General features: G+C 66.6%; 19 protein-coding genes and 2 pseudogenes. 14 read left to right on the top strand and 7 right to left on the bottom strand.

Annotated features, from left to right (window positions below; all coding sequences use genetic code 11):
* Positions 1-151 precede the first annotated feature (151 nt).
* Positions 152-592, bottom strand: a pseudogene (locus tag G3N99_RS14840) (pirin family protein); the annotation flags it as partial.
* A gap of 369 nt (positions 593-961) precedes the next feature.
* On the opposite strand from G3N99_RS14840, the gene G3N99_RS14835 reads away from it, so the two are divergent.
* The 4 genes from G3N99_RS14835 to G3N99_RS14820 all read left to right on the top strand — a co-directional run bounded on the left by G3N99_RS14835 (position 962) and on the right by G3N99_RS14820 (position 4,171).
* The gene (locus tag G3N99_RS14835) at positions 962-1,744 is read left to right on the top strand and encodes an ABC transporter substrate-binding protein (protein ID WP_069249346.1); all 783 of its coding nucleotides are present in this window, start codon (positions 962-964) and stop codon (positions 1,742-1,744) included.
* A 229-nt stretch (positions 1,745-1,973) separates the two neighbouring features.
* Positions 1,974-2,663 (top strand): histidine ABC transporter permease HisQ, encoded by a 690-nt coding sequence (gene hisQ / locus G3N99_RS14830; protein WP_021158491.1) that lies wholly within the window; start codon positions 1,974-1,976, stop codon positions 2,661-2,663.
* Positions 2,660-3,373 carry an ABC transporter permease gene (locus G3N99_RS14825; protein ID WP_011352853.1) on the top strand — a complete coding sequence of 238 codons (714 nt, stop codon included), beginning with the start codon at positions 2,660-2,662 and terminating at the stop codon, positions 3,371-3,373. Before hisQ ends, G3N99_RS14825 begins: the two co-directional genes overlap by 4 nt.
* Before the next feature lie 18 nt (positions 3,374-3,391).
* The gene (locus tag G3N99_RS14820) at positions 3,392-4,171 is read left to right on the top strand and encodes an ABC transporter ATP-binding protein (protein WP_011352854.1); all 780 of its coding nucleotides are present in this window, start codon (positions 3,392-3,394) and stop codon (positions 4,169-4,171) included.
* 54 nt (positions 4,172-4,225) lie between these two features.
* On the opposite strand, the gene G3N99_RS14815 is transcribed toward G3N99_RS14820, so the two are convergent.
* Entirely contained in the window at positions 4,226-4,723 is a 498-nt protein-coding gene (locus tag G3N99_RS14815; protein ID WP_011352855.1) for a GNAT family N-acetyltransferase, read from the bottom strand.
* A gap of 133 nt (positions 4,724-4,856) precedes the next feature.
* Here G3N99_RS14815 and G3N99_RS14810 point away from each other — a divergent pair, with 133 nt between their 5' ends.
* The gene (locus G3N99_RS14810) at positions 4,857-5,783 is read left to right on the top strand and encodes a LysR family transcriptional regulator (protein WP_174941675.1); all 927 of its coding nucleotides are present in this window, start codon (positions 4,857-4,859) and stop codon (positions 5,781-5,783) included.
* 562 nt (positions 5,784-6,345) lie between these two features.
* A complete protein-coding gene (locus tag G3N99_RS14805) occupies positions 6,346-7,425 on the top strand; it encodes a porin (RefSeq protein WP_011352857.1) in 1,080 nt (359 codons plus the stop codon).
* A gap of 143 nt (positions 7,426-7,568) precedes the next feature.
* Here the strand turns inward: G3N99_RS14805 and G3N99_RS14800 are convergent, their stop codons facing one another.
* Both G3N99_RS14800 and G3N99_RS14795 read right to left on the bottom strand, forming a co-directional pair.
* A complete protein-coding gene (locus tag G3N99_RS14800; RefSeq protein WP_006398637.1) occupies positions 7,569-7,907 on the bottom strand; it encodes a P-II family nitrogen regulator in 339 nt (112 codons plus the stop codon).
* 83 nt (positions 7,908-7,990) lie between these two features.
* The gene (locus tag G3N99_RS14795) at positions 7,991-9,697 is read right to left on the bottom strand and encodes an NAD+ synthase (RefSeq protein WP_206122749.1); all 1,707 of its coding nucleotides are present in this window, start codon (positions 9,695-9,697) and stop codon (positions 7,991-7,993) included.
* A gap of 110 nt (positions 9,698-9,807) precedes the next feature.
* Here G3N99_RS14795 and G3N99_RS14790 point away from each other — a divergent pair, with 110 nt between their 5' ends.
* Complete coding sequence (locus tag G3N99_RS14790; protein WP_174983176.1) at positions 9,808-10,986, top strand: GNAT family N-acetyltransferase; 1,179 nt, start codon at positions 9,808-9,810, stop codon at positions 10,984-10,986.
* A 70-nt stretch (positions 10,987-11,056) separates the two neighbouring features.
* Here G3N99_RS14790 and G3N99_RS14785 read toward each other — a convergent pair.
* Positions 11,057-11,293: pseudogene (locus G3N99_RS14785) on the bottom strand (fibronectin type III-like domain-contianing protein); the annotation flags it as partial.
* A 193-nt stretch (positions 11,294-11,486) separates the two neighbouring features.
* Here G3N99_RS14785 and G3N99_RS14780 point away from each other — a divergent pair.
* A complete protein-coding gene (locus tag G3N99_RS14780; RefSeq protein WP_174941669.1) occupies positions 11,487-12,521 on the top strand; it encodes an AraC family transcriptional regulator in 1,035 nt (344 codons plus the stop codon).
* A 49-nt stretch (positions 12,522-12,570) separates the two neighbouring features.
* On the top strand, positions 12,571-13,386 hold the full coding sequence (locus G3N99_RS14775; RefSeq protein ID WP_206122748.1) for a GIY-YIG nuclease family protein: 816 nt from the start codon (positions 12,571-12,573) through the stop codon (positions 13,384-13,386).
* Between the two features lie 54 nt (positions 13,387-13,440).
* Here G3N99_RS14775 and ppa read toward each other — a convergent pair whose 3' ends face one another.
* Positions 13,441-13,968: an inorganic diphosphatase gene (gene ppa, locus G3N99_RS14770; protein ID WP_011352863.1), complete on the bottom strand. Its 528-nt coding sequence runs from the start codon at positions 13,966-13,968 to the stop codon at positions 13,441-13,443.
* Positions 13,969-14,291: 323 nt separating this feature from the next.
* On the opposite strand from ppa, the gene G3N99_RS14765 reads away from it, so the two are divergent.
* From G3N99_RS14765 to G3N99_RS14745, 5 genes are all read left to right on the top strand, one after another.
* A complete protein-coding gene (locus G3N99_RS14765; protein WP_174983184.1) occupies positions 14,292-15,731 on the top strand; it encodes an aldehyde dehydrogenase family protein in 1,440 nt (479 codons plus the stop codon).
* Positions 15,732-15,823: 92 nt separating this feature from the next.
* Positions 15,824-16,582, top strand: a complete 759-nt coding sequence (locus tag G3N99_RS14760) for an SDR family oxidoreductase (protein ID WP_206122747.1) — start codon at positions 15,824-15,826, stop codon at positions 16,580-16,582.
* Positions 16,583-16,710: 128 nt separating this feature from the next.
* A complete protein-coding gene (locus G3N99_RS14755) occupies positions 16,711-18,015 on the top strand; it encodes an MFS transporter (RefSeq protein ID WP_206122746.1) in 1,305 nt (434 codons plus the stop codon).
* A gap of 228 nt (positions 18,016-18,243) precedes the next feature.
* Positions 18,244-18,657, top strand: a complete 414-nt coding sequence (locus G3N99_RS14750) for a helix-turn-helix domain-containing protein (protein WP_206122745.1) — start codon at positions 18,244-18,246, stop codon at positions 18,655-18,657.
* Entirely contained in the window at positions 18,654-19,880 is a 1,227-nt protein-coding gene (locus G3N99_RS14745; protein ID WP_206122744.1) for an alpha/beta fold hydrolase, read from the top strand. The genes G3N99_RS14750 and G3N99_RS14745 overlap by 4 nt, the downstream gene beginning before the upstream one ends.
* A 92-nt stretch (positions 19,881-19,972) precedes the next feature.
* Here G3N99_RS14745 and G3N99_RS14740 read toward each other — a convergent pair whose 3' ends face one another.
* On the bottom strand, positions 19,973-20,746 hold the full coding sequence (locus tag G3N99_RS14740; RefSeq protein ID WP_277396374.1) for a hypothetical protein: 774 nt from the start codon (positions 20,744-20,746) through the stop codon (positions 19,973-19,975).
* Between the last annotated feature and the right edge of the window lie 101 nt (positions 20,747-20,847).

The raw sequence follows: 20,847 nt of genomic DNA, 5'->3' as shown, positions 1-20,847 counted from the left end.
TCGAGCCAACTGAGCACCTGGCGTGAGCCTTACAGAGAAACCTTGCCCGCATTGGTGAGTACGACCTATCACGTCGTGTGTTTTTTCAGGCAGAAGACGACATACGAGATGTTGATTGGCGACTGGAGTTCAGACGTGTGCTCTGCCGTTCTGCCACCAGCCGCAGCCGGCCGCGTTTCTCGTCGTCGGCAAAGCGCGTCTGCACATAGCCGGGCCGGCCGCCCGCCCCGGCCGGCGCGAGCCAGATCCGCAGCAGGCGCAGTGGCTCGTCACACGACGCATTGGTTTCGCTCAGCATGATGCCGGTGCCGGCACTCATGCGCTGCAGGCCGCCTGCGCGAACGATCGCCCCGTTGCCGAGGCTGTCTCGATGCGCGAGCGCGCCGTCGAGCACATAGGTGACGATTTCCGCGTCGCGGTACGGCCGCATCCCGTAGCCGCGGGTTGGTGCGATGCATTCCTCGTTCAGTTCGCGCAACGCGCCGAACTCCGGCGGCCCGCTCCGGCGGGACGCACAAGGAAAGCTGTGAAGGAATTCGTGCCAGCCTTGGCTGCGCTGGTCGCGATCGGCGGCGCGGCGGATCTGGAACATGGGACGGACACTCCGTGAGATGCGTGGTTCTGGCATGCCATCACTGTATGAGTGTGCCAATCGCGCCACAATCCGCCGCCTGCGCACCGCATCGTTGCACCTGCAGATGCAATCGATGCAATGTCCATTGCGAATGCGACGATTATCGCAACAGCCGGATCAATGCGTCGAAGAATCGATCGGTCGGCCCGGATTGCCGGTTTCCGGGTATCGCGTTCGGGTAAAATACCGGCCTTTTGGCGTTCGCCGTTCCGGCGGCCGCCATTGCCAGAGCGCCGATCGGCGATTTTTGGCCGTCTAGAATACGCCGCGGTGCCCGGCTCGACCGGCCGCGAGCGCTCCCGGAAAGTCAGCAACAGAAGGATGGAAATGAAGAAGGCCGCCCTGTGCGCCGCCCTCGCCCTCATGGCGGGCAGCGCCTTCGCGAAGGAGTGGAAGACCGTGCGGATCGGCGTCGACGCCAGCTACCCGCCGTTCGAGTCGACCGCGCCGAGCGGCGAGATCGTCGGTTTCGACGTCGATCTCACCAAGGAAATCTGCAAGCGAATCAACGTGAAATGCGTGTGGGTGGCGCAGGATCTCGACGGGATCATCCCGGCGCTGAAGGCGAAGAAGTACGACGTCATCGTGTCGTCGCTGACCGTCACGGACAAGCGCCGCGAACAGATCGACTTCTCCGACAAGGTATACGACGCGCCGGCGCGGATGATCGCGAAGACCGGCTCGCCGCTGCTGCCGACGATCGCATCGCTGAAGGGCAAGCGCGTGGGCGTCGAGCAGGGCTCGACGCAGGAAACCTACGCGAAGGCGTACTGGGAGCCGCAGGGCGTGACGATCATTCCTTACCAGAACCAGGACCAGGTCTATGCCGATCTCGGCTCGGGCCGTCTCGACGCGACGCTGCAGGACGAACTGCAGGCCGACTACGGCTTCCTGCGCACGCCGCGCGGCAAGGGCTTCGCGTTCGCCGGGCCGGAAGTGAAGGATCCGAAGACGATCGGCGACGGCACCGCGATCGGCCTGCGCAAGGAAGATACGGACCTGAAGCTCAAGATCAACAAGGCGCTGGCCGACATGCACAAGGACGGCACGTACGATCGGCTGTCGCACAAGTATTTCGCGTTCAGCGTCTATTCGGCTTCGGCCCGCTGAGCGACGAAAAGGAGAGACGACGGACGCGGGGGCGGCCTCGCATCCGGGCAGTACAGGCAGTCAACCACGCGCCGCCCGCTCCCTTGCCCGCCGCTCGCGCGACGGGCGGGCCCGGCACCGATGCCGGGGCGGACGGTCATGATACGCACGGGGCGTTCCGCGCAGCTTGGCGGGCGCGTCTTTCGCGGCGCACCGCGTGCGCCCTAAGGGACCACACCAGGGACCACATATGTTTCTACAAGGTTACGGCCCGCTGATCCTCGCTGGCACCTGGCAAACCGTCAAACTGGCGGTGCTTTCGCTTGCGCTGTCGTTCCTGCTGGGCCTGCTCGGCGCGGGCGCGAAGCTGTCGCGCAACCGCTTCACGAACGGCGTCGGCACCGTCTACACGACGCTGATCCGCGGCGTGCCCGACCTCGTGCTGATGCTGCTGCTGTTCTACAGCCTGCAGATCTGGCTGAACATGGCGACCGACGCGCTCGGCTGGGACCAGATCGACATCGACCCGTTCCTCGCCGGCGTGCTCGTGCTCGGCTTCATCTACGGCGCGTACTTCACCGAGACATTCCGCGGCGCGTTCCTGTCGGTGCCGCGCGGCCAGCTCGAGGCCGGCAGCGCGTACGGGATGACGAACTGGCAGGTGTTCACGCGGATCATGTTCCCGCAGATGATGCGCTTCGCGCTGCCGGGCATCGGCAACAACTGGCAGGTGCTCGTGAAGTCGACCGCGCTCGTGTCGATCATCGGCCTCGCCGACGTCGTGAAGGCGTCGCAGGACGCCGGCAAGGGCACGCTGCGGTTCTTCTTCTTCACGCTGATCGCGGGCGCCGTCTACCTCGCGATCACGACGATCTCGAACTTCGTGCTGATGTGGCTCGAAAAGCGCTACTCGACCGGCGTCCGCAAGGCTGACCTATGATCGAACTCATCCAAGAATACTGGCGCAACTATCTCTACACCGACGGCTATCGCATCACCGGTGTCGCGATCACGTTGTGGCTGCTGGTCGTGTCGATCGGCCTCGGCTTCTGCCTGTCGATACCGCTCGCGGTCGCGCGCGTGTCGAAGAAGAAGTGGCTGTCGGGCGCCGTGTGGCTCTACACGTACGTGTTCCGCGGCACGCCGCTCTACGTGCAGCTGCTGCTCTGCTACACGGGCCTCTACAGCCTGCAGGCCGTGCGCGGCACGCCGATGCTCGACGCGTTCTTCCGCGACGGGATGCACTGCACGCTGCTCGCGTTCACGCTGAACACCTGCGCGTACACCACCGAGATCTTCGCGGGCGCGATCAAGGCGACGTCGTACGGCGAAATCGAAGCCGCGCGCGCGTACGGGATGTCGACGTTCACGATGTACCGCCGCGTGATCCTGCCGTCGGCGCTGCGCCGCGCACTGCCGCTGTACAGCAACGAAGTGATCCTGATGCTGCACGCGACCACCGTCGCCTTCACCGCGACCGTGCCGGACATCCTGAAGATCGCCCGCGACGTCAACTCGGCGACCTACATGTCGTTCCATGCATTCGGCATCGCCGCCCTGCTCTATCTCGTGATCTCGTTCACGCTCGTCTGGCTGTTCCGCCAGGCCGAGCGCCGCTGGCTCGCGTATCTGCGCCCGCAAGGCAAGTAAGTTTTCGCAGGACTATTGATGAATTCCCAGACTCAGAAGCTTTTCGTCGACGATCTGCACAAGCGGTACGGCGACAACGAGGTGCTCAAGGGCGTGTCGCTGAAGGCGAACTCGGGCGACGTGATCAGCGTGATCGGCTCGTCCGGCTCCGGCAAGAGCACGATGCTCCGCTGCATCAACTTCCTCGAGCAGCCGAATGCGGGCCGCATCGTCGTCGACGGCGAGGAAGTGCGCACGACGCCCGACAAGTCGGGCGCGCTGCGCGCGGCCGATTCGAAGCAACTGCAGCGCGTGCGCACCAAGCTGTCGATGGTGTTCCAGCACTTCAACCTCTGGTCGCACATGAACGTGATCGAGAACGTGATGGAAGCGCCCGTGAACGTGCTCGGCATCCCGAAGAAAGAAGCCGAGGAGCGCGCACGCGAGTATCTCGAGAAAGTCGGCCTCGCGCCGCGCGTCGAGAAGCAGTACCCGTCGCACCTGTCGGGCGGCCAGCAGCAGCGCGTGGCCATTGCCCGTGCGCTGGCGATGCATCCGGACGTGATGCTGTTCGACGAGCCGACGTCGGCACTCGACCCGGAGCTGGTGGGCGAAGTGCTGAAGGTGATGCAGAAGCTCGCCGAGGAAGGCCGCACGATGATCGTCGTCACGCACGAGATGGGTTTCGCGCGCAACGTGTCGAACCACGTGATGTTCCTGCACCAGGGCCGCGTCGAGGAAGAAGGCGTGCCGTCCGAGGTGTTCGCCAACCCGAAGAGCGAACGCCTGCGCGGGTTCCTGTCGGGCAGCCTCAAGTAACGCACGCCGCACGAGCGGGCGCCCGCGGTTCGCCGCGCGGCGCCCGTTTTGCGTTTACGCGGCGCTTACGGGCGCGCTGTCGGCGAACGCACGCAGTTCGTCGCCCGCGAGCCGGTAACGCACCCACTCGCTCTGCGGCGCCGCGCCGACGCTCTCGTAGAAGCGGATCGCCGGCTCGTTCCAGTCGAGCACGCTCCACTCGAAACGCCCGCAGCCCGACTCGACCGCGATCCGCGCGAGCGCCTTCAAGAGCCGCAGCCCGGCACCCGCGCCGCGAAAGCGCGGCGATACATACAGATCCTCGAGATACAGCCCCTGCCGGGCCAGCCACGTCGAATACGAGAAGAAATACACGGCGAAGCCGGCCGGCTCGCCGTCGACCTCGCACATCAGCGCGCGCGCCGGCGATCCCTCGCCGAACAGGCTGCGCTCGAGCGACGCGGGCGTCGCGATCACTTCGTGTTCCGCCTTCTCGTAGATGGCCAGCTCGGTAATGAAACGCAGGATCTGCGGCACGTCGGCGACGGTGGCGGAACGGATATCGATTTGCACGGGTTGAGCCCTCCTCCGGCCCTGGCTTGAAACGGGAAACGGCGCTGCACAGCCGCGCTGGCGCCAATCAGATCGTCATGCTACGTTCACCCAGCGCCTGCAGGAAGTGCAGTTTCTTCATCCGGACCTGAACATGATGCATCCTGATCTACGCCGCCTCGACCTGAACCTGCTGCTCGTGTTCGATGCGCTGTACCGCCACCGCTCCGTCGCTGCGGCCGCACACGAGCTCGCGTTGAGCCCGTCTGCGCTGAGCCACGCGCTCGCGCGGCTGCGCGACGCGATCGGCGACGCACTGTTCGTGCGCCTCGGCAACGAGATGCAGCCGACCGTGCGCGCCGACGACATCGCCACCTGGGCCGGCGACGCGCTCGACGCGATGTCGAAGGGGCTCGCCCGCGCGCGCCGCTTCGATCCCGCGCAAAGCGACCGCACGTTCGTGTTCGCGGCGACCGACTACACGGCCTTCGCCGTGCTGCCGGCATTTCTCGCACGCATCCAGCACGTCGCACCACAGTTGCGGATCCGCGTCGTGCATTCGGACCGGAAGATCTCCGTCGACGAACTCGCGGCCGGCCGCATCGATTTCGCCCTCGGCTACCACGAGGAATCGGCGGCCGACGCGCCGGGCATCGAGGACTTCGACTGGTTCTCCGACGACTACGTCGTGATCGCGAGCGCCACGCATCCGGACATCCGCCGGCGGCTGACGCTCGACCAGTATCTGGCGGCGCGCCACGTGGTCGTCACGCCGTGGAACGAGTCGCGCGGCGTCGTCGACCATGTGCTCGACCGGCTCGGCCTCGCGCGGCAGGTCGCCGTGCAGTTGCCGACCGTGCTGGCCGCACCGTTCGTGATCGCGGAATCCGCGCTCCTGATGACCGTGCCGAATCGCGCCGCGCAGGCGCTGCGGCACGCGGCGCCGATCCGCATCTTTCCCGCGCCGTTCGAGATCCCGCGCTACACCGTGAAGGTCTACTCGCACGCGAAGCATGCGCGCACCGATGCGCATCGCTGGATTCGCGCGCAGTTGCTCGACGCAAGGCCCGCCGCGGCCTGACCGACGCACGTTGGTACACCGCGCTGCGCGTGGCCGGACAAGCGTTTCAGGCAGCGGTCGGCCAGATCCGGCAGCCGCCCAGTCATTACGAAATACTTACCAATTTTTCGTATCTGGCGCTTACGCTCGCGCCCTCGCAGCGTCAATAGTGGCAATCCTTGATCCCTGTTTGCGAAATCCGTGTCTCCCTTGCGGGACAAGGGTTTTCCGTTAATTGCAAACCCTCGGCGCACCTGTTGCGCACCGTGTTGCATGGCAATTTGACGACAGGTGTTAGTCAAACAACGATTTCCATCGCCACAAAATTGTATTTTTGCTAAATTAGTAACCAAAGTAGCAAAACGAAGTTCGTGAAATGTAGTTTAGCTTCACGACACTACAAGGAGACCCCGCAGGCCGACCCGGCTGCGCGGGACCGCTCAACGGTTTTCCGTCCGCTTGCCCGCGTGCTGCGCTTACCGGCCCTGCACGAGGTCTCCCTGGTTATCCCGCTTTTGCCCGGCGCTCGCGCTCCGGGCATCTCGTGCAGTCTGGGTTGACTTTTTGACAGGGTATGGAGGAGATGATGAAGAAAGCTTTGGTCGCGGCCGCGCTGATGGCTGCTGGGGTGGTGACGGCGCACGCGCAGAGCAGCGTTACGCTGTATGGCCGCCTGGATGCCGGCATCGAGTACATGAACGGCCTGCAAAACGGCCACCAAGTGCGCGCGGAAAGCGGCGACTGGGGCACGAGCCTCTGGGGCTTGAAGGGCACCGAGGACATCGGCGGCGGTAACAAGGTCCTGTTCCACCTCGAAGGCGCGTTCAACACGATGACGGGCGGCTTCAGCGGCTCGATCTGGGATCGTTATGCGACGGTCGGCATCTCCAACGACCGCTACGGTACGCTGCTGTTGGGTCGCGAACTCGCGATCGCCAACGGCGTGTGGGACTTTGACCCGTTCGGCCAGTCGGCCTGGTCGACGGCCTCGCTGGTGCGCGGCCGCAACTGGAACAAGACCAGCAACAACGTGTCGTACCAGTCGCCGCAGTTCTACGGCCTCGACTTCTACGGCCAGTTCTCGTTCTCGAACTCGACCAGCTTCAACGGCAACACGACGGCCGGCCAACCGGGCCGTGCAGCCGGCGCACAGGTCACCTATACGAATTCGCTGTTCCAGTTGCGCGGTATCTACGACGAAACGCGCGACAGCAACGGCCGCTTCTCGGACGTGTTCAACTACTCGCGTGAATACTTCGCGGGCGTGAACGTGTTCCTCGGCCAGTTCAAGGTTCAGGCAGCCTACCAGGCCTCGCGTGCTGACGGCAGCGGCGGCCCGGCAGTGAACGCCGGCGTGACGGGCACCCAGCAGGTCTGGGGCGGCGTGACGTGGCAGGCAACGCCGGCAGCGGCGCTGATCGCAGCCGTGTATCACGTGAACGCGAACCACGGCGGCGGCAACGCGAACATCTACACGGTCGGCGGCTCGTACAACATCTCGAAGCGCACGCTGTTCGACCTGCAGGTCGCGACGGTGCGCAACAGCAAGAACGCCAACTTCGGCCTGAACGCGAACGGCGCCGGTACGGCCGTGTCGACGGGCAACCCGAATCCGGGCGGCAGCCAGACCGGCGTCTACGCCGGTATCCAGCACCTGTTCTGATCAGGCGCCGTTCTCAAAGAATCGATTCGACGACGTTTTCCACGCTGCTGCGAGAGGCGCGTATCGGTGCGGTACCCAACCGGGTATCGCACCGTTTTTTATTGGCGGGCCGGCTTTGCGCGGCCCGTCGACGAATGCGGCGCTCAGACGGCCGCTTCGTTCTCTTCGCCGGTACGGATGCGGATCACGCGCTCGACGTCCGACACGAAGATCTTGCCGTCGCCGATCTTGCCGGTGCGCGCCGCGCCGATCACCGCATCGATCACCTGGTCGACCTGCGCTTCCGCGACGACCACCTCGATCTTCATCTTCGGCAGGAAGTCGACGACGTATTCGGCGCCGCGATACAGCTCGGTATGGCCCTTCTGGCGGCCGAAGCCCTTCACTTCCGTCACGGTCAGGCCCGTGAGACCCACTTCGGCGAGCGCTTCGCGGACTTCGTCCAGCTTGAACGGCTTGATGATGGCAGTGATGCGTTTCATGGTGGTTGTCCCCCAATGCTCGTTTGGATGAAAAATCGCGACCCCGATTGTAAGCCTGCGGGCCGCATGCGGCCCAGCACGGCTCAATCGAGGCGTTCGGTAAAACGTGACGTGATCGGGTAGCGCCAGTCGCGCCCGAACGCGCGATGCGTGACGCGAATGCCGATCGGCGCCTGGCGGCGCTTGTATTCGTTGATCTTGATGAGCCGCGTCACGCGTTCGACGTCGGCCTGCGCATAACCGGCCGCGACGATCTCGGCGAGCGGCCGGTCCTCTTCCATGTACATCCGCATGATCGCGTCGAGCACGTCGTACGGCGGCAGGCTGTCCTGGTCGGTCTGGTTCTCGCGCAGTTCGGCCGACGGCGCGCGGGTGAGGATCCGCTCGGGGATCACGTCGCGCAGCGGGTAGTCGGCCGTCTCGTTGCGATAGCGGCAGAGCCGGTACACGAGCGTCTTCGCGATGTCCTTGATCACCGCGAACCCGCCCGCCATGTCACCGTACAGCGTGCAGTAGCCGACCGCCATCTCGCTCTTGTTGCCGGTCGTCAGCACGATCGAGCCGAACTTGTTCGACAGCGCCATCAGCAGCGTGCCGCGGATGCGCGCCTGGATGTTTTCCTCCGTCGCGTCTTCCGCACGGCCCGCGAACTCGCCCGCCAGCGATGCGCGGAACGCATCGAACATCGGCGCGATCGCGATCTCGTCGTAACGCACGCCGACGCGCCGCGCCATTTCCGCGGCGTCGGTGGTCGAGATGTCGGCCGTGAAGCGCGACGGCATCATCACCGCGCGCACGCGCTCGGGCCCGAGCGCGTCGCACGCAACCGCGAGCACCAGCGCCGAATCGACGCCGCCCGACAGCCCGATCAGCGCGCCCGGAAACCCGTTCTTGCCGATGTAGTCGCGCACGCCCGTCACGAGCGCGCGGTACACCTGCGCGTCCGTCGACAGCTCGGGCGCGATCGCGCCCGGCAGCGGCCGCGCGCCGTCGAATTCGACGATTGCGTGCCCTTCGTCGAACTGCGGCATCTTCGCGACGAGCGCGCCCTGCGCGTCGAGCACGAACGAGCCGCCGTCGAACACGAGCTCGTCCTGGCCGCCGACGAGGTTCACGTACACCATCGGCAGCCCGGTTTCGCGAATCCGCGCGCGCAGGATGTCGAAGCGCACCGCCTCCTTGTTCATGTGGTACGGCGAGCCGTTCGGGATCAGCAGCACCTGCGCGCCGGCCGCCTTCGCGATCTGCGCGGCCGATGCGTGCCACGCATCCTCGCAGATGATCACGCCGTATTTCACGCCGTTCAGCTCGAACACGAGTGGCTCGGCATCCGTCGCGAAGTAGCGCTTCTCGTCGAATACCTCGGCGTTCGGCAGATCCTGCTTGCGGTAGGTGCCGACGATCTCGCCGCCGATGATCAGCGATACCGCGTTGTAGGTATCGGTGGGCGGCACGCCGCGCTCGATCGGGCGGTTTGCATTACCATCGACGGCTGGCGCGTGCGCGCCATCGCCCGAGCCGCGCAGCGGATGACCGACCAGCACCGCGAGCCCGTCGAATGCCTTCAACGCATCGACGAGCGCGTCGAGTGCCGAGGCCGCCGCCGCGTAGAACGCGGGCCGCAGCAGCAGGTCTTCCGGCGGATAGCCGGACAGCGCGAGTTCCGGCGCGACCATCAGCTGCGCACCATCGTTGTGCGCGGCGCGTGCGGCCGCGACGATCCGCGCGACGTTGCCGGCGAAGTCGCCGACGGTAACGTTGATCTGGGCGAGAGCGAGTCGGGTCTTCATGGCGGGATCGGCGCAGCCTGGCGGCGCGCCCTGAACGGCTGACGAAATCGTCCCGGTGCGGGCCGCGCAGGCCCTCGCATCCGGCGACACAGAACGGTACGGATTCACGCTTGAAACACGAACGCATCGATTATCGCACGGGCATCCTGTCGTCCCCCGCGGAGGTGCCGGCCGAAGAATGGAACGCGCTGCTCGCCCGCGACGCGCAGCCGACGCCCTTCCTGCGTCACGAATTCCTCGACGCGCTGCACGTCGCGCGCTGCGCGGTCGACGATACCGGCTGGTCGCCGCACTTCGTCACGCTGACCGACGAGCGCACCGGCCGGCTCGCGGCCGCCGCGCCCGTCTACGCGAAACAGCATTCGTACGGCGAATACGTGTTCGACTGGGCCTGGGCCGACGCGTACCAGCGCAACGACCTGCCCTACTACCCGAAGCTGCTGTGCGCGGTGCCGTTCACGCCCGTGCAGGGCACGCGCCTGCTCGCGGCCGACGACGATGCACGCCGCCGGCTCGCGGCCACGCTGCTCGCGTTCGCCGAGCAGAGCGACGTGTCGTCGCTGCACGTGCTGTTCCCGACCGGCGACGAAGCGGCGCTCCTCGAATCGATGGGGATGATGCTGCGCGAAGGCGTGCAGTTCCACTGGATCAACGACGGCTACCGCCACTTCGACGATTTCCTCGGCACGCTCGAGCAGAAAAAACGCAAGAACATCCGCGCGGAGCGGCGCAAGGTGCACGACGCGGGCGTGACGTTCCGGCGGCTCACCGGCGACCAGATCACCGACGCCGACTGGCGCTTCTTCTCGCGCTGCTACCGGCAGACCTATCGCGAACACTTTTCGAGCCCGTACCTGAACCTCGACTTCTTCCGCACGATCGGCGCGACGATGCCCGAGAACCTGCTGCTCGTGATCGCGGAAGCCGACGGCCGGCCGATCGCGAGTGCGCTCGCCGTCTACCGGCGCGGCGAAAACGGCGGCGGCACGCTGTACGGCCGCTACTGGGGTGCGGTCGAACACGTGCCGTGCCTGCATTTCGAAACGGCCTACTACCAGTTGCTCGAATTCTGCATCGAGGCCGGGCTCGATACGTTCGAAGGCGGCGCGCAGGGCGAACACAAGCTCGCGCGCGGTTTCCTGCCGACCGTCACGCACTCCGCGCACTGGCTCGCGCACCCGGCGTTCTCGGACGCGGTCGCGCGCTTTCTCGAACGCGAGACCGAGCATATCCACGCGTACGTCGACGAACTGCGCGAACACGATCCGTTCCGGCGCGGCACCGAGTAACGTCATCAAGCGCATCTGCATGCGGTGAAGCCACGACCGGCTTCGCAGCATGCCACGCGGCCCCTCCGGCTCAGTGCGCGGTGAGCGTCACCGTCATCGACAGTGCCCGCGGGTCGCGCGACGAAGCCGCCGCCGACAGCCCGTCGCTGCCCGCGGCGATCCGGCACGCATGCGCATTCGCATCCCGGATCGCAAAGCGCTGCGCCGGTATCGAAACGCTGACTGTCCGTACCTCGCCCGGCTGCCGCGCGACCTTGGTCCAGCCGACGAGCCACTTCGGCGGCTCGCCGAGCGACGCGGACAGTGCCGTCATTGCCCACGCGGATGCAATCGTCGAACGCCGGAACAACGAAGTTTTCATTGATCCGCCTGAATCGATCTGTTGTACTTGTCACCACACTCCAGCGTCCAAGCCTGAAAATAGACCGGTCACCATGCTTGACCGGCAGCAGTACCTGACCTCTCGCAGCGGGGCAAACCCGAAGGTCATGGAGAGAGACATGGAGTTACGACAGAAATCGGTATCCGTCCGGGTCTACCGACAGGCGCTCGACGACATGCGCCGCAACGGCTTCGACACCGCGCCGCTGTATGCGACGCTCGGCATCGGCGCGTCCGATCTCGCCGACGACGCGCGGCGCATCCCCGGCGATCGGCACGTCGCCGCGATGCGGCTGATGAGCGAATGGCCGTTGTCCTGGCATCGTCCGCCGCCGCAGGTCGTGCCGTGGCTCGCGCCGTTCCCCGAGCTCGCGGGCATCACCTGCAACGCCGCGACGCTGCGCGACGCGCTGCACGGCTACCTGCGCTACCGCGAACTGATCGGCAACGTCGACTGGGTGTTCGCGCATGAAACCCGCGGCGCGATCGCGCTCGAGTACGTGAACGAGGGTGACGGCCGGCCCGCCAGCAGCGCGTTCGCGAATTTCGCGATCCTCGTCGCGCTTGCGCGCCTGTACGATCCGCACGTGCAGGTCGACGAAGCCGCGTTCGCGGGCCGCGCGTTCGCGCCGACGGCCGCGCTGCGCGACCTCCTCGGCGCGGCGGTGTCGTTCGATGCCGCAACCAACCGCGTCGTGCTGCGCTCCGCACGCTTCGACACGCCGTTCGAGCGCTACAACGCGCCGCTCGCGGACATCCAGCGTCACGCAGCCGACGCCGCGCGCGAGCGCGTGCGCGCCCGCTCGACGTTCGGCTCGTCGGTCGAGCAATGCGTGCGTGACTGGCTGCGCACGTCGGACGACGCCGACGTGCCGTCCGACACGCTGATGGAGCACGTCTGCACGCGCTTCGCGATGTCGCGCTGGACGCTGCGCCGGAGGCTGCATCGCGAAGCGGTCGGGTTTCATGCGCTCGTCGCACAGGCCCGGCTCGGTGAAGCGCGCGACCTGCTGCTGAACACGCAACTGCCGATCGGCGAGATCGGCGTGCGGGTCGGCTTCCGTTCGACGAGCGCGTTCACGCGCTTCTTCACGCGCGAACTCGGCGCGGCGCCGAGCCGCTTCCGCGACGGGCACGGCGATCGGTGGCGTTGACCGGCACTTTTTCTGAGACACTGGCGGCTTCGCATCCCGCCGCCCTGCCATGTCCTGGTTTCTGTATCTGATCGAATGCGCCGACGACAGCGTCTACACGGGCATCACGACCGACGTTGCCGCACGCTTCGACGAGCACGCATCCGGCAAGGGGGCGCGCTATACGCGCTCGCGCAAGCCGCGTGCGGTGCTCGCGTCGTTTCCGCTGCCCGACCGGTCGAGTGCATCGCGCGCCGAATACTGGGTGAAGCGGCTCACGGCTGCGCAGAAGCGGGAACTGGCGGCCGGGTTGCGGACGCTGGAGTCGGTGTTGCCGGCCGTGGTGGCCATCGATGCGAGTGGTGATGTGGCCGGGTTGAAGGCTGGTGCTCGCGGGCGGAAGAAGGCGAAGGCGGAGAACGTCGATAGCGCGGCGAAGACGGTTGAGGCGGGTAAAGACGCGAAGAAGGTTGGGAAGGTCGGGAAGATCGACAAGGGCGCAAAGCCTCCCAAGACGGCAAAGGCCGCACCGGTCGCGAAACGCAAGAAGTCCGACAGCGATACGGTCGCAAGAAAGACTTCAGCGCGCGACACACCGGTAAAAAAGGGCAAGCCGGCCGTGCCCTCTTCGTCGAAAAGAAAGGCGCAGGCAGCCAGCGGCAAACCCGTCACGAACGGACGCGAAGGCGCCGCGCCCGCACCGGCCCGCCGCCGCCCGGCTGCCACGAAAGCAACCCAAGCCACCGCGGCCTCCGTTGCACCCGTTGCCCCTCGCCGCGCGAAGCGCACGAAGGACGCGCCGGCCACCACCACGTCGCCGGTGTCCGTGCCCGCCTCCGCGCGCAAACAACCTCGACGCACAAAACAAAACCGCGCGGCCTCCTGAGGAGACACGCGCGGTTTGCGTTGCACACGAACCGGCCGTCGGCCGGTACGCCGCTTACTTCTTGTAGTTCGCTGCGCCGTCGGTGATTTCCTTGTGCGCGGCTTCGATGCCGGCCCAGCCTTCGACCTTCACCCACTTGCCCTTCTCGAGCGCCTTGTATTGCTCGAAGAAGTGCTTGATCTGGTCCTTCAGGTACTCGGGCACGTCGTCGATCGACTTCAGGTTTGCCGTCATCGGGCAGACCTTGTCGTGCGGCACGGCGACCAGCTTCGCGTCGACGCCCGACTCGTCGGTCATCTGCAGCATGCCGAGCACGCGCGAACGCACGATCGAGCCTGCCAGCAGCGGGAACGGCGTGATCACCAGCACGTCGACCGGATCGCCGTCGCCCGACAGCGTCTGCGGGATGTAGCCGTAGTTCACCGGATAGCGCATGCCCGTGCCGATGAAGCGGTCAACGACGAGGAGGCCCAGTTCCTTGTCCGCCTCGTACTTCACCGGATCGCTTTGCGCGGGAATCTCGATGATCACGTTGAAATCTTGCGGCAGGTCCTTGCCGGCCGGAACATGATTGAAGCTCATGAGCACTCTCTGTAGGTCGATGGGAATTCGGGACAGGGCGCCGCGGCCGATGCACCGCCGCAGACGTCCCGCAAGGGAATGCGCCATTATAGCCAATCGACCGGTGGCGTCCGGATGACGATCGGCCGATAATCGTTCCGGATGCCCGGCCGTCGAACCACCGGCCGCGTTAGTTGGAATCGGCGTTGGTGGCTGAAGCGCTGTCGCCGGTTGACCGTGAAACATGGGGCCCGGGTAAGCGCTGAAGTGCTGAATCGGGTCGACAGCAAAGCATGGGACCCGAGTAAGCGCTAAAGCGCTAACTCGGGTCGACAGGAGCTGGCATGGAAGAGGCGAAGCACTTCATCGCGGGCGAATGGACGTTGCCCGCGCAACTGGAAACCATCGCGGTCGTCGATCCATCCGACGGCCAGCCATTCGCATCGATCGCCCGCGGCACCGCGCCCGACATCGAGCGCGCGGTCGCCGCGGCCCGCGACGCATTCGCGGGCCCGTGGGGTGCTGCCAGCGCCGCCGAACGCGGCCGCGTGCTGATGCGGCTGTCGGCGCGTGTCGCCGCGTCGATCGAGGAACTCGCCTCGATCGAAGCGCGCGACACCGGCAAGCCGCTGAAGCAGGCACGCGCCGACGCAGCCGCACTCGCGCGCTACTTCGAGTTCTACGCGGGCGCCGCCGACAAGCTGCACGGCGAAACCCTCCCCTATCAAGCCGGCTACACGGTGCTGACGGTGCGCGAGCCGCACGGCGTCACGGGCCACATCGTGCCGTGGAACTACCCGATGCAGATCTTCGGGCGCAGCGTCGGCGCCGCACTCGCGGCCGGCAACGCCTGCGTCGTCAAGCCGGCCGAGGATGCGTGCCTGTCGTTGCTGCGCGTCGCCGAGCTGGCCGTCGAGGCCGGATTGCCGGCCGGTGCGCTCAACATCGTCACCGGCTACGGCCATGAAGCCGGTGCCGCGCTCGCACGCCATCCCGGCATCGACCACATCTCGTTCACGGGTTCGCCGGCCACCGGCAAGCTGGTCACGCAGATGGCGGCCGAGAACCACGTACCCGTCACGCTCGAACTCGGCGGCAAGTCGCCGCAGATCGTGTTCGCCGACGCCGATCTCGAAGCGGCGCTGCCCGTGCTCGTGTCCGCGATCGTGCAGAACGGCGGGCAGACCTGCTCGGCCGGCAGCCGCGTGCTGATCGAGCGCGCGGTGTACGAGCCGCTCGTCGAGCGGCTGGCCACCGCATTCAACGGGTTGCGCGTCGGCCCGAGCCGCGCCGACCTCGACTGCGGCCCGCTGATCAACGCGAAACAGCAGCAGCGCGTGTGGGATTTCCTGTCCGACGCGCAGCACGACGGCATTCCGATGGCCGCGCACGGGCAGGTCGTCGCCGACGCGCCCGAAAGCGGCTTCTACCAGGCGCCTGCGCTGTTGCGCGACGTGCCGCCGTCGCACCGGCTCGCGCAGGAGGAAGTGTTCGGCCCCGTGCTCGCCGCGATGCGTTTCGTCGACGAAGACGAAGCCGTCGCCCTGGCGAACGGCACGCCGTACGGCCTCGTCGCGGGCATCTGGACACGCGACGGCGCACGCCAGATGCGGCTCGCACGGCGCCTGCGCGCGGGCCAGGTGTTCATCAACAACTATGGCGCGGGCGGTGGCGTCGAGCTGCCGTTCGGCGGCGTCGGCCACTCGGGCCATGGCCGCGAAAAAGGCTTCGAGGCACTGTACGGCTTCACCGCGCTGAAGACGATCGCGATCCGGCACGGCTGACCGCGCCGCAAGCAGCACACGGCACGCGGCCGGCAGCGCCCGGTCGCCAGCCGAAGCACGACGACACTCATATCCAGCACAGGAGACACACCATGCGGTTGAGCGGCAAGACGGCAATCGTCACGGGCGGCGGCTCGGGGTTCGGCGAAGGCATCGCGAAGACGTATGCGCACGAAGGCGCGAACGTCGTCGTCAACGACCTGAACGGCGCGGCAGCCGAGCGCGTCGCGAGCGAGATCGCGCTCGCGGGCGGCAAGGCCATCGCGGTGGCCGGCGACGTGTCGAGGCAGGACGACTGGCACGCGCTGCTGCAGGCTGCGCTCGACGATTTCCACGCGGTGCAGATCGTCGTGAACAACGCAGGCACCACGCACCGCAACAAGCCGGTGCTCGACGTGACGGAAGCCGAATTCGACCGCGTGTATGCGGTCAACATGAAGAGCCTGTTCTGGTGCGTGCAGACCTTCGTGCCGTACTTCCGCGAACAGGGCGGCGGCGTGTTCGTGAACGTCGCATCGACGGCCGGTGTGCGGCCGCGCCCGGGCCTCGTCTGGTACAACAGCACGAAGGGCGCGATGATCACCGCAAGCAAGTCGCTCGCGGCCGAGCTCGGCGCAGATCGCATCCGCGTGAACTGCATCAACCCCGTGCTCGGCGAAACGGCGTTGATGACGGAATTCATGGGCTGCGAGGATACCCCCGAAAACCGCAGCCGGTTCCTCGCGACGATCCCGCTCGGCCGCTTCTCGACGCCGCAGGACATCGCGAACGCGGCGCTTTACCTCGCCTCCGACGAAGCTGAATTCATCACGGGCGTCTGTCTCGAAGTCGACGGCGGGCGCTGCATCTAGCCGCACCGGGCTGTTCACGCGCCGAGCCGGGATTCTTCGGCCGGCACGGCATCCACGCACTGCTTCGCACGAAACCGGGCCTGCCACTGATACGCCGGTCCCGGCCAACTATAAGGACAGGAGACAACATGGCAACATCGACGCAGTCGCTGCCGGGCTCGTCCGGCGCATTCGAGGAAGCAACCTACCGCAAGGTGTCGTGGCGGCTCGTGCCGCTCCTGCTGCTGTGCTATGTGGTCGCGTATCTCGACCGCGTGAACGTCGGGTTCGCGAAGCTGCAGATGGCGAGCGACCTGAACCTCAGCGACACCGTGTACGGGCTCGGCGCCGGGATCTTCTTCTTCGGCTATTTCCTCTTCGAAGTGCCGAGCAACATCATCCTGCACAAGGTCGGCGCGCGCGTGTGGATCGCGCGCATCATGGCGACGTGGGGCGTGATCTCGATCCTGACGATGTTCGTCACGACGCCCACGATGTTCTACGTGATGCGCTTCCTGCTCGGCGTCGCCGAAGCAGGCTTCTTCCCCGGCGTGATCCTCTACCTCACCTACTGGTACCCCGCGCACCGGCGCGGCCGGATGACGACGTTCTTCATGACGGCCGTCGCGCTGTCCGGCGTGATCGGCGGGCCGCTCTCGGGCTTCATCCTGAAAGCGTTCGACGGCATCAGCGGGTGGCACGGCTGGCAATGGCTGTTCCTGCTCGAGGGGATCCCGTCGGTGCTGGTCGGCGTGATCGTGTTCCTCAAGCTGGACGAGCGGATCGAGAAGGCGAACTGGCTGACCGACGACGAAAAGGCGCTGCTCACGCGCAACGTCGATGCTGAAGAAGCCACCAAGGAAGACCTGCCGCTCGGCGCCGTGATGTCGAGCCCGCGCGTGTGGCTGATGGCGCTGATCTACTTCTCGTTCGTGATGGGGCTCTACGGCGTCGGCTTCTGGCTGCCGACGATCATCAAGGCCACCGGCGTGACCGACACGTTCATGATCGGCCTGCTGTCGGCGATTCCGTATGCGGCCGCGGTGGTCGCGATGATCCTGATCGCACGCAGCGCGGACCGGCACCGCGAACGCCGCTGGCACGTCGCGATTCCGGCCGCGATCGGCGCGCTCGGGCTCGTGCTGTCGGTGATCTGGGCGCACCAGACCGCGCTCGCGATGCTCGGCCTCACGCTCGCGACGATCGGCATCCTGACGACGCTGCCGCTGTTCTGGAGCCTGCCGACCGCGTTCCTCGGCGGCACGGCGGCCGCGGCCGGCATCGCGATGATCAACTCGATCGGCAACCTCGCCGGCTTCCTCAGCCCGTACATGATGGGCTGGCTCAAGCAGGCAACGGGCGCCAACGATTCGGGCATGTACATGCTCGCCGGGTTTCTCGTGCTCGGCGGGCTGCTCGCGCTGTCGGTGCCGAAGCGACTGGTCGACAAGTAACCCTGGGCGCATGGCGCCCGCCGGTCGATAACCGACCGCCCCCTTCCGAAACGCCCCGCTGGCCGGAACCGCTCCGGTCGGCGGGGCGTTTCTGCTTCCGCGCCCGCACCGCCTGAGCGCTGCCGGTTCGGTATCCCGCCAACGATGGCTCGCCAACCGTCAAAATATTCCCTATTAGTCCGTTTACCATGGAACAATAGGGAACAATTTGAGTACCACTGCCCGCTCATGTTCCATACCGTCGAAGAGGCCGCTGCCCGCCTGCGCCTCCACCCGAAGACTGTCCTGCGCTTCATCCGCGAGGGCAAGCTGCATGCAACGCGGGTCGGCCGTGCGTATCGCATCCTCGACGCCGACCTCGCCGCATTCACGCAAATGGAGCCGGCCGCGCCCGTGCCGCGTGCGGTGCGCGTCACCAGCATCGTCGACATTCCGGGCGCGTCGCAGTCGCTGCACCAGTACCTGTCACGCTCGCTGCATGCGATGGCATCCGGCCGTACGTCGTATGTCGACCCGGTGCGAATCGACGTCACGTTCGATCCCGCCGCGAGCCTGGTCAAGATCATCGTCGCCGCGACGCCGGCCGACACGGCCGCGCTGATGTCGTCGCTCGAGGCGCTGCTGCAGCAAAGCGGGACATGAGCGCGATCTTCAGGTCGCCCCGCCACGCACACGCGATTCACGCGGCTTACGAGGCTGTGCTGTCGCACTGGCCGGCTGGACATCGGCGCATCACCGTGCAGACACGCCATGGCACCACCCATGTGATCGCCTGCGGTCCGGAGCACGCGCCGCCGGTCGTGCTGATCCACGGCGCGCAGACGACGGCAGCGAGCTGGCAGCATTACGCGGCCGAATGGTCGAAGCATTGCCGGCTCTACGCGATCGACGTGATCGGCGAAGCGGGACCCAGCGCCCCGTCGCGACCACCGCTCGCGAGCGACGCGTACGCGCAGTGGCTCGACGACGTACTTGACGGCCTGGGCGTGTCACGCGCCGCGTTCGTCGGCATCTCGCTGGGTGCGCGAACCGCACTCGATTTCGCGTTGCGCCGACCGGCGCGCGTCACGCGGCTTGTGTTGCTCTGCCCGTCCGGCATCGGCCGGCAGAAGCCGTTTCTGTGGTGGGCGCTACCGCTGGTACTGCTCGGTGATATCGGGCGCGCCTGCGTGCGACGGTGCGTGCTCGGCCGTCTGCCGCCCGCATCGACGCCCGCCGAGCGCGACGCATTCGCGCTCATGCGCGCGGTGGATCGCGGTTTTCGGCCGCGCCTCGAAACGATTCCGGTGTTCGGCGACAGCGTGCTGCGCACGCTGTCCACGCCCGTGCTGGCGATCGTCGGCGGTCGCGACGTCATGCTCGATTCGCGCGAGACGCGCGATCGACTGACGCGTCTCGTGCCGCACGCGCAGGTCCTGTTGCTTCCGGATCAATACCACTTCATCCGCGGGCAGCGCGACACCGTGCTCGCATTTCTCATGTCGACGGAGCCAACCCGCATGCACCACCGAATCGTCCAGGCAGCCGGCCACCGTGTGCTGGTCCGCGATCCCGCCGCCGGCCCAGTACAACGCGAAAGCGATGCGCTCGACCTCGTCGCGCTCGCGCACGAGCATGAAGCCGACTGGGTCGCGGTGCCCGCCGACGCGCTGCACGACGATTTCTACCGGCTCGAAAGCGGCCTCGCAGGCGCCGTGTTGCAGAAGCTCGTCAACTACGGCGTCAGGCTCGGTGTGGTCGGCAATATCGAGCGCTGGCTCGAGCGCAGCGAGGCGCTTCGCGCGCTCGTTCGCGAGTCCAATCGCGGCACATCGGTGTGGTTCGTCGCAAACGAGGACGACCTGCTGCGCAAGCTTGGCGGGTGATACGTCATCGAGGCCCACCCTGGACGAAAAAAAGCCCCGAAGGCCTTCCGGCATTCGGGGCTTTTTTGCGCAGGTTGCGCGAGCCGCCTGCGTCAAACCACCGTAATCGCGAGCGCGCTTTCGCGGTAATGCTTCGCAGCCTTGTCGCTTTCGCCGAGATGCTCGAACAGGCGCGCAAGCGCGCGATGCGCACGCACCTTCAGCGCCTCGTTGTCGGCCAGCTTCAGTGCCGACTCGAGGAACGACTGCGCCTTGCCCCACAGTTGCTGCTGCTGGCACAGGCGGCCAAGTGCGAACAGCAGGTCGGCATCCTCCGGGTGATCCTTCTTCCACCCTTCCGCCTTCTGGATCAGCGGCAGCGCATCGGCGCCGGCCGTATCCGGATAACGGCGCAGCAGGCGCGCGTCCCAGTTGTGCGCGAGCGCATCTTCGACGATGCGGCGCGCTTCGTTGCGGCGTTCGAGCGGGACGAGCAGATCGGCGGCGAGATCGGCGAGACGCGGCGACTGGCGCTCGACCGGCGACAGCGACTGCCACACCTCGAGCAGCGCGTCCGGGTCGTGCCGGCGTTCGCGCAGCAGGTTTTCCGCAGCCTGCTGGCGCAGCCGCACGGCCGCAGCCGGATGCAGCGCCTCGCGCTTCTCGAGCGCCTTCGCGAGCTTCAGCACCTCGGCCCAGTTCTTCAACTGCTGCTGCGCGCGCAGCGCGACCTGCTGCGCATGAATGCGCTTGCCGCCCGCCTGCAGGTCGGCCAGCGCGGCGAGCGCGCCGTCGTCCACCCGCCGCGCGATGCCGCCCGCATCGGTCCAGTCGGTTTCCAGGCCGGCCGCGCGCGCGAGTTCGGCGATCGACACGTCGGTCGTCATGATCGGCCCTGTCCGTTCATGCGGTGCTGCCGCGCATCGCGGTTGACCTTGCCGTCGCGCCACGCGATGCACGCGCGGGGCGGCAGCCGCCGGTCGCGCAA

It is taken from the genome of Burkholderia sp. Ac-20392, from assembly GCF_017104585.1.
Taxonomy (GTDB): Bacteria; Pseudomonadota; Gammaproteobacteria; order Burkholderiales; family Burkholderiaceae; genus Burkholderia; species Burkholderia lata.
Note: the sequence above shows the minus strand (reverse complement) of the source record. Positions and strands in the feature narration are given on the sequence as shown.

Excerpts from the sequence above, each read along its gene's own strand:
- G3N99_RS14835 (WP_069249346.1), top strand. The coding sequence starts at position 962 with ATGAAGAAGGCCGCCCTGTGCGCCGCCCTCGCCCTCATGGCGGGCAGC.
- hisQ (WP_021158491.1), top strand. The coding sequence starts at position 1,974 with ATGTTTCTACAAGGTTACGGCCCGCTGATCCTCGCTGGCACCTGGCAA.
- G3N99_RS14825 (WP_011352853.1), top strand. The coding sequence starts at position 2,660 with ATGATCGAACTCATCCAAGAATACTGGCGCAACTATCTCTACACCGAC.
- G3N99_RS14820 (WP_011352854.1), top strand. The coding sequence starts at position 3,392 with ATGAATTCCCAGACTCAGAAGCTTTTCGTCGACGATCTGCACAAGCGG.
- G3N99_RS14810 (WP_174941675.1), top strand. The coding sequence starts at position 4,857 with ATGATGCATCCTGATCTACGCCGCCTCGACCTGAACCTGCTGCTCGTG.
- G3N99_RS14805 (WP_011352857.1), top strand. The coding sequence starts at position 6,346 with ATGATGAAGAAAGCTTTGGTCGCGGCCGCGCTGATGGCTGCTGGGGTG.
- G3N99_RS14800 (WP_006398637.1), bottom strand. The coding sequence starts at position 7,907 with ATGAAACGCATCACTGCCATCATCAAGCCGTTCAAGCTGGACGAAGTC.
- G3N99_RS14795 (WP_206122749.1), bottom strand. The coding sequence starts at position 9,697 with ATGAAGACCCGACTCGCTCTCGCCCAGATCAACGTTACCGTCGGCGAC.
- G3N99_RS14780 (WP_174941669.1), top strand. The coding sequence starts at position 11,487 with ATGGAGTTACGACAGAAATCGGTATCCGTCCGGGTCTACCGACAGGCG.
- G3N99_RS14775 (WP_206122748.1), top strand. The coding sequence starts at position 12,571 with ATGTCCTGGTTTCTGTATCTGATCGAATGCGCCGACGACAGCGTCTAC.
- ppa (WP_011352863.1), bottom strand. The coding sequence starts at position 13,968 with ATGAGCTTCAATCATGTTCCGGCCGGCAAGGACCTGCCGCAAGATTTC.
- G3N99_RS14765 (WP_174983184.1), top strand. The coding sequence starts at position 14,292 with ATGGAAGAGGCGAAGCACTTCATCGCGGGCGAATGGACGTTGCCCGCG.
- G3N99_RS14760 (WP_206122747.1), top strand. The coding sequence starts at position 15,824 with ATGCGGTTGAGCGGCAAGACGGCAATCGTCACGGGCGGCGGCTCGGGG.
- G3N99_RS14755 (WP_206122746.1), top strand. The coding sequence starts at position 16,711 with ATGGCAACATCGACGCAGTCGCTGCCGGGCTCGTCCGGCGCATTCGAG.
- G3N99_RS14750 (WP_206122745.1), top strand. The coding sequence starts at position 18,244 with ATGTTCCATACCGTCGAAGAGGCCGCTGCCCGCCTGCGCCTCCACCCG.
- G3N99_RS14745 (WP_206122744.1), top strand. The coding sequence starts at position 18,654 with ATGAGCGCGATCTTCAGGTCGCCCCGCCACGCACACGCGATTCACGCG.
- G3N99_RS14740 (WP_277396374.1), bottom strand. The coding sequence starts at position 20,746 with ATGACGACCGACGTGTCGATCGCCGAACTCGCGCGCGCGGCCGGCCTG.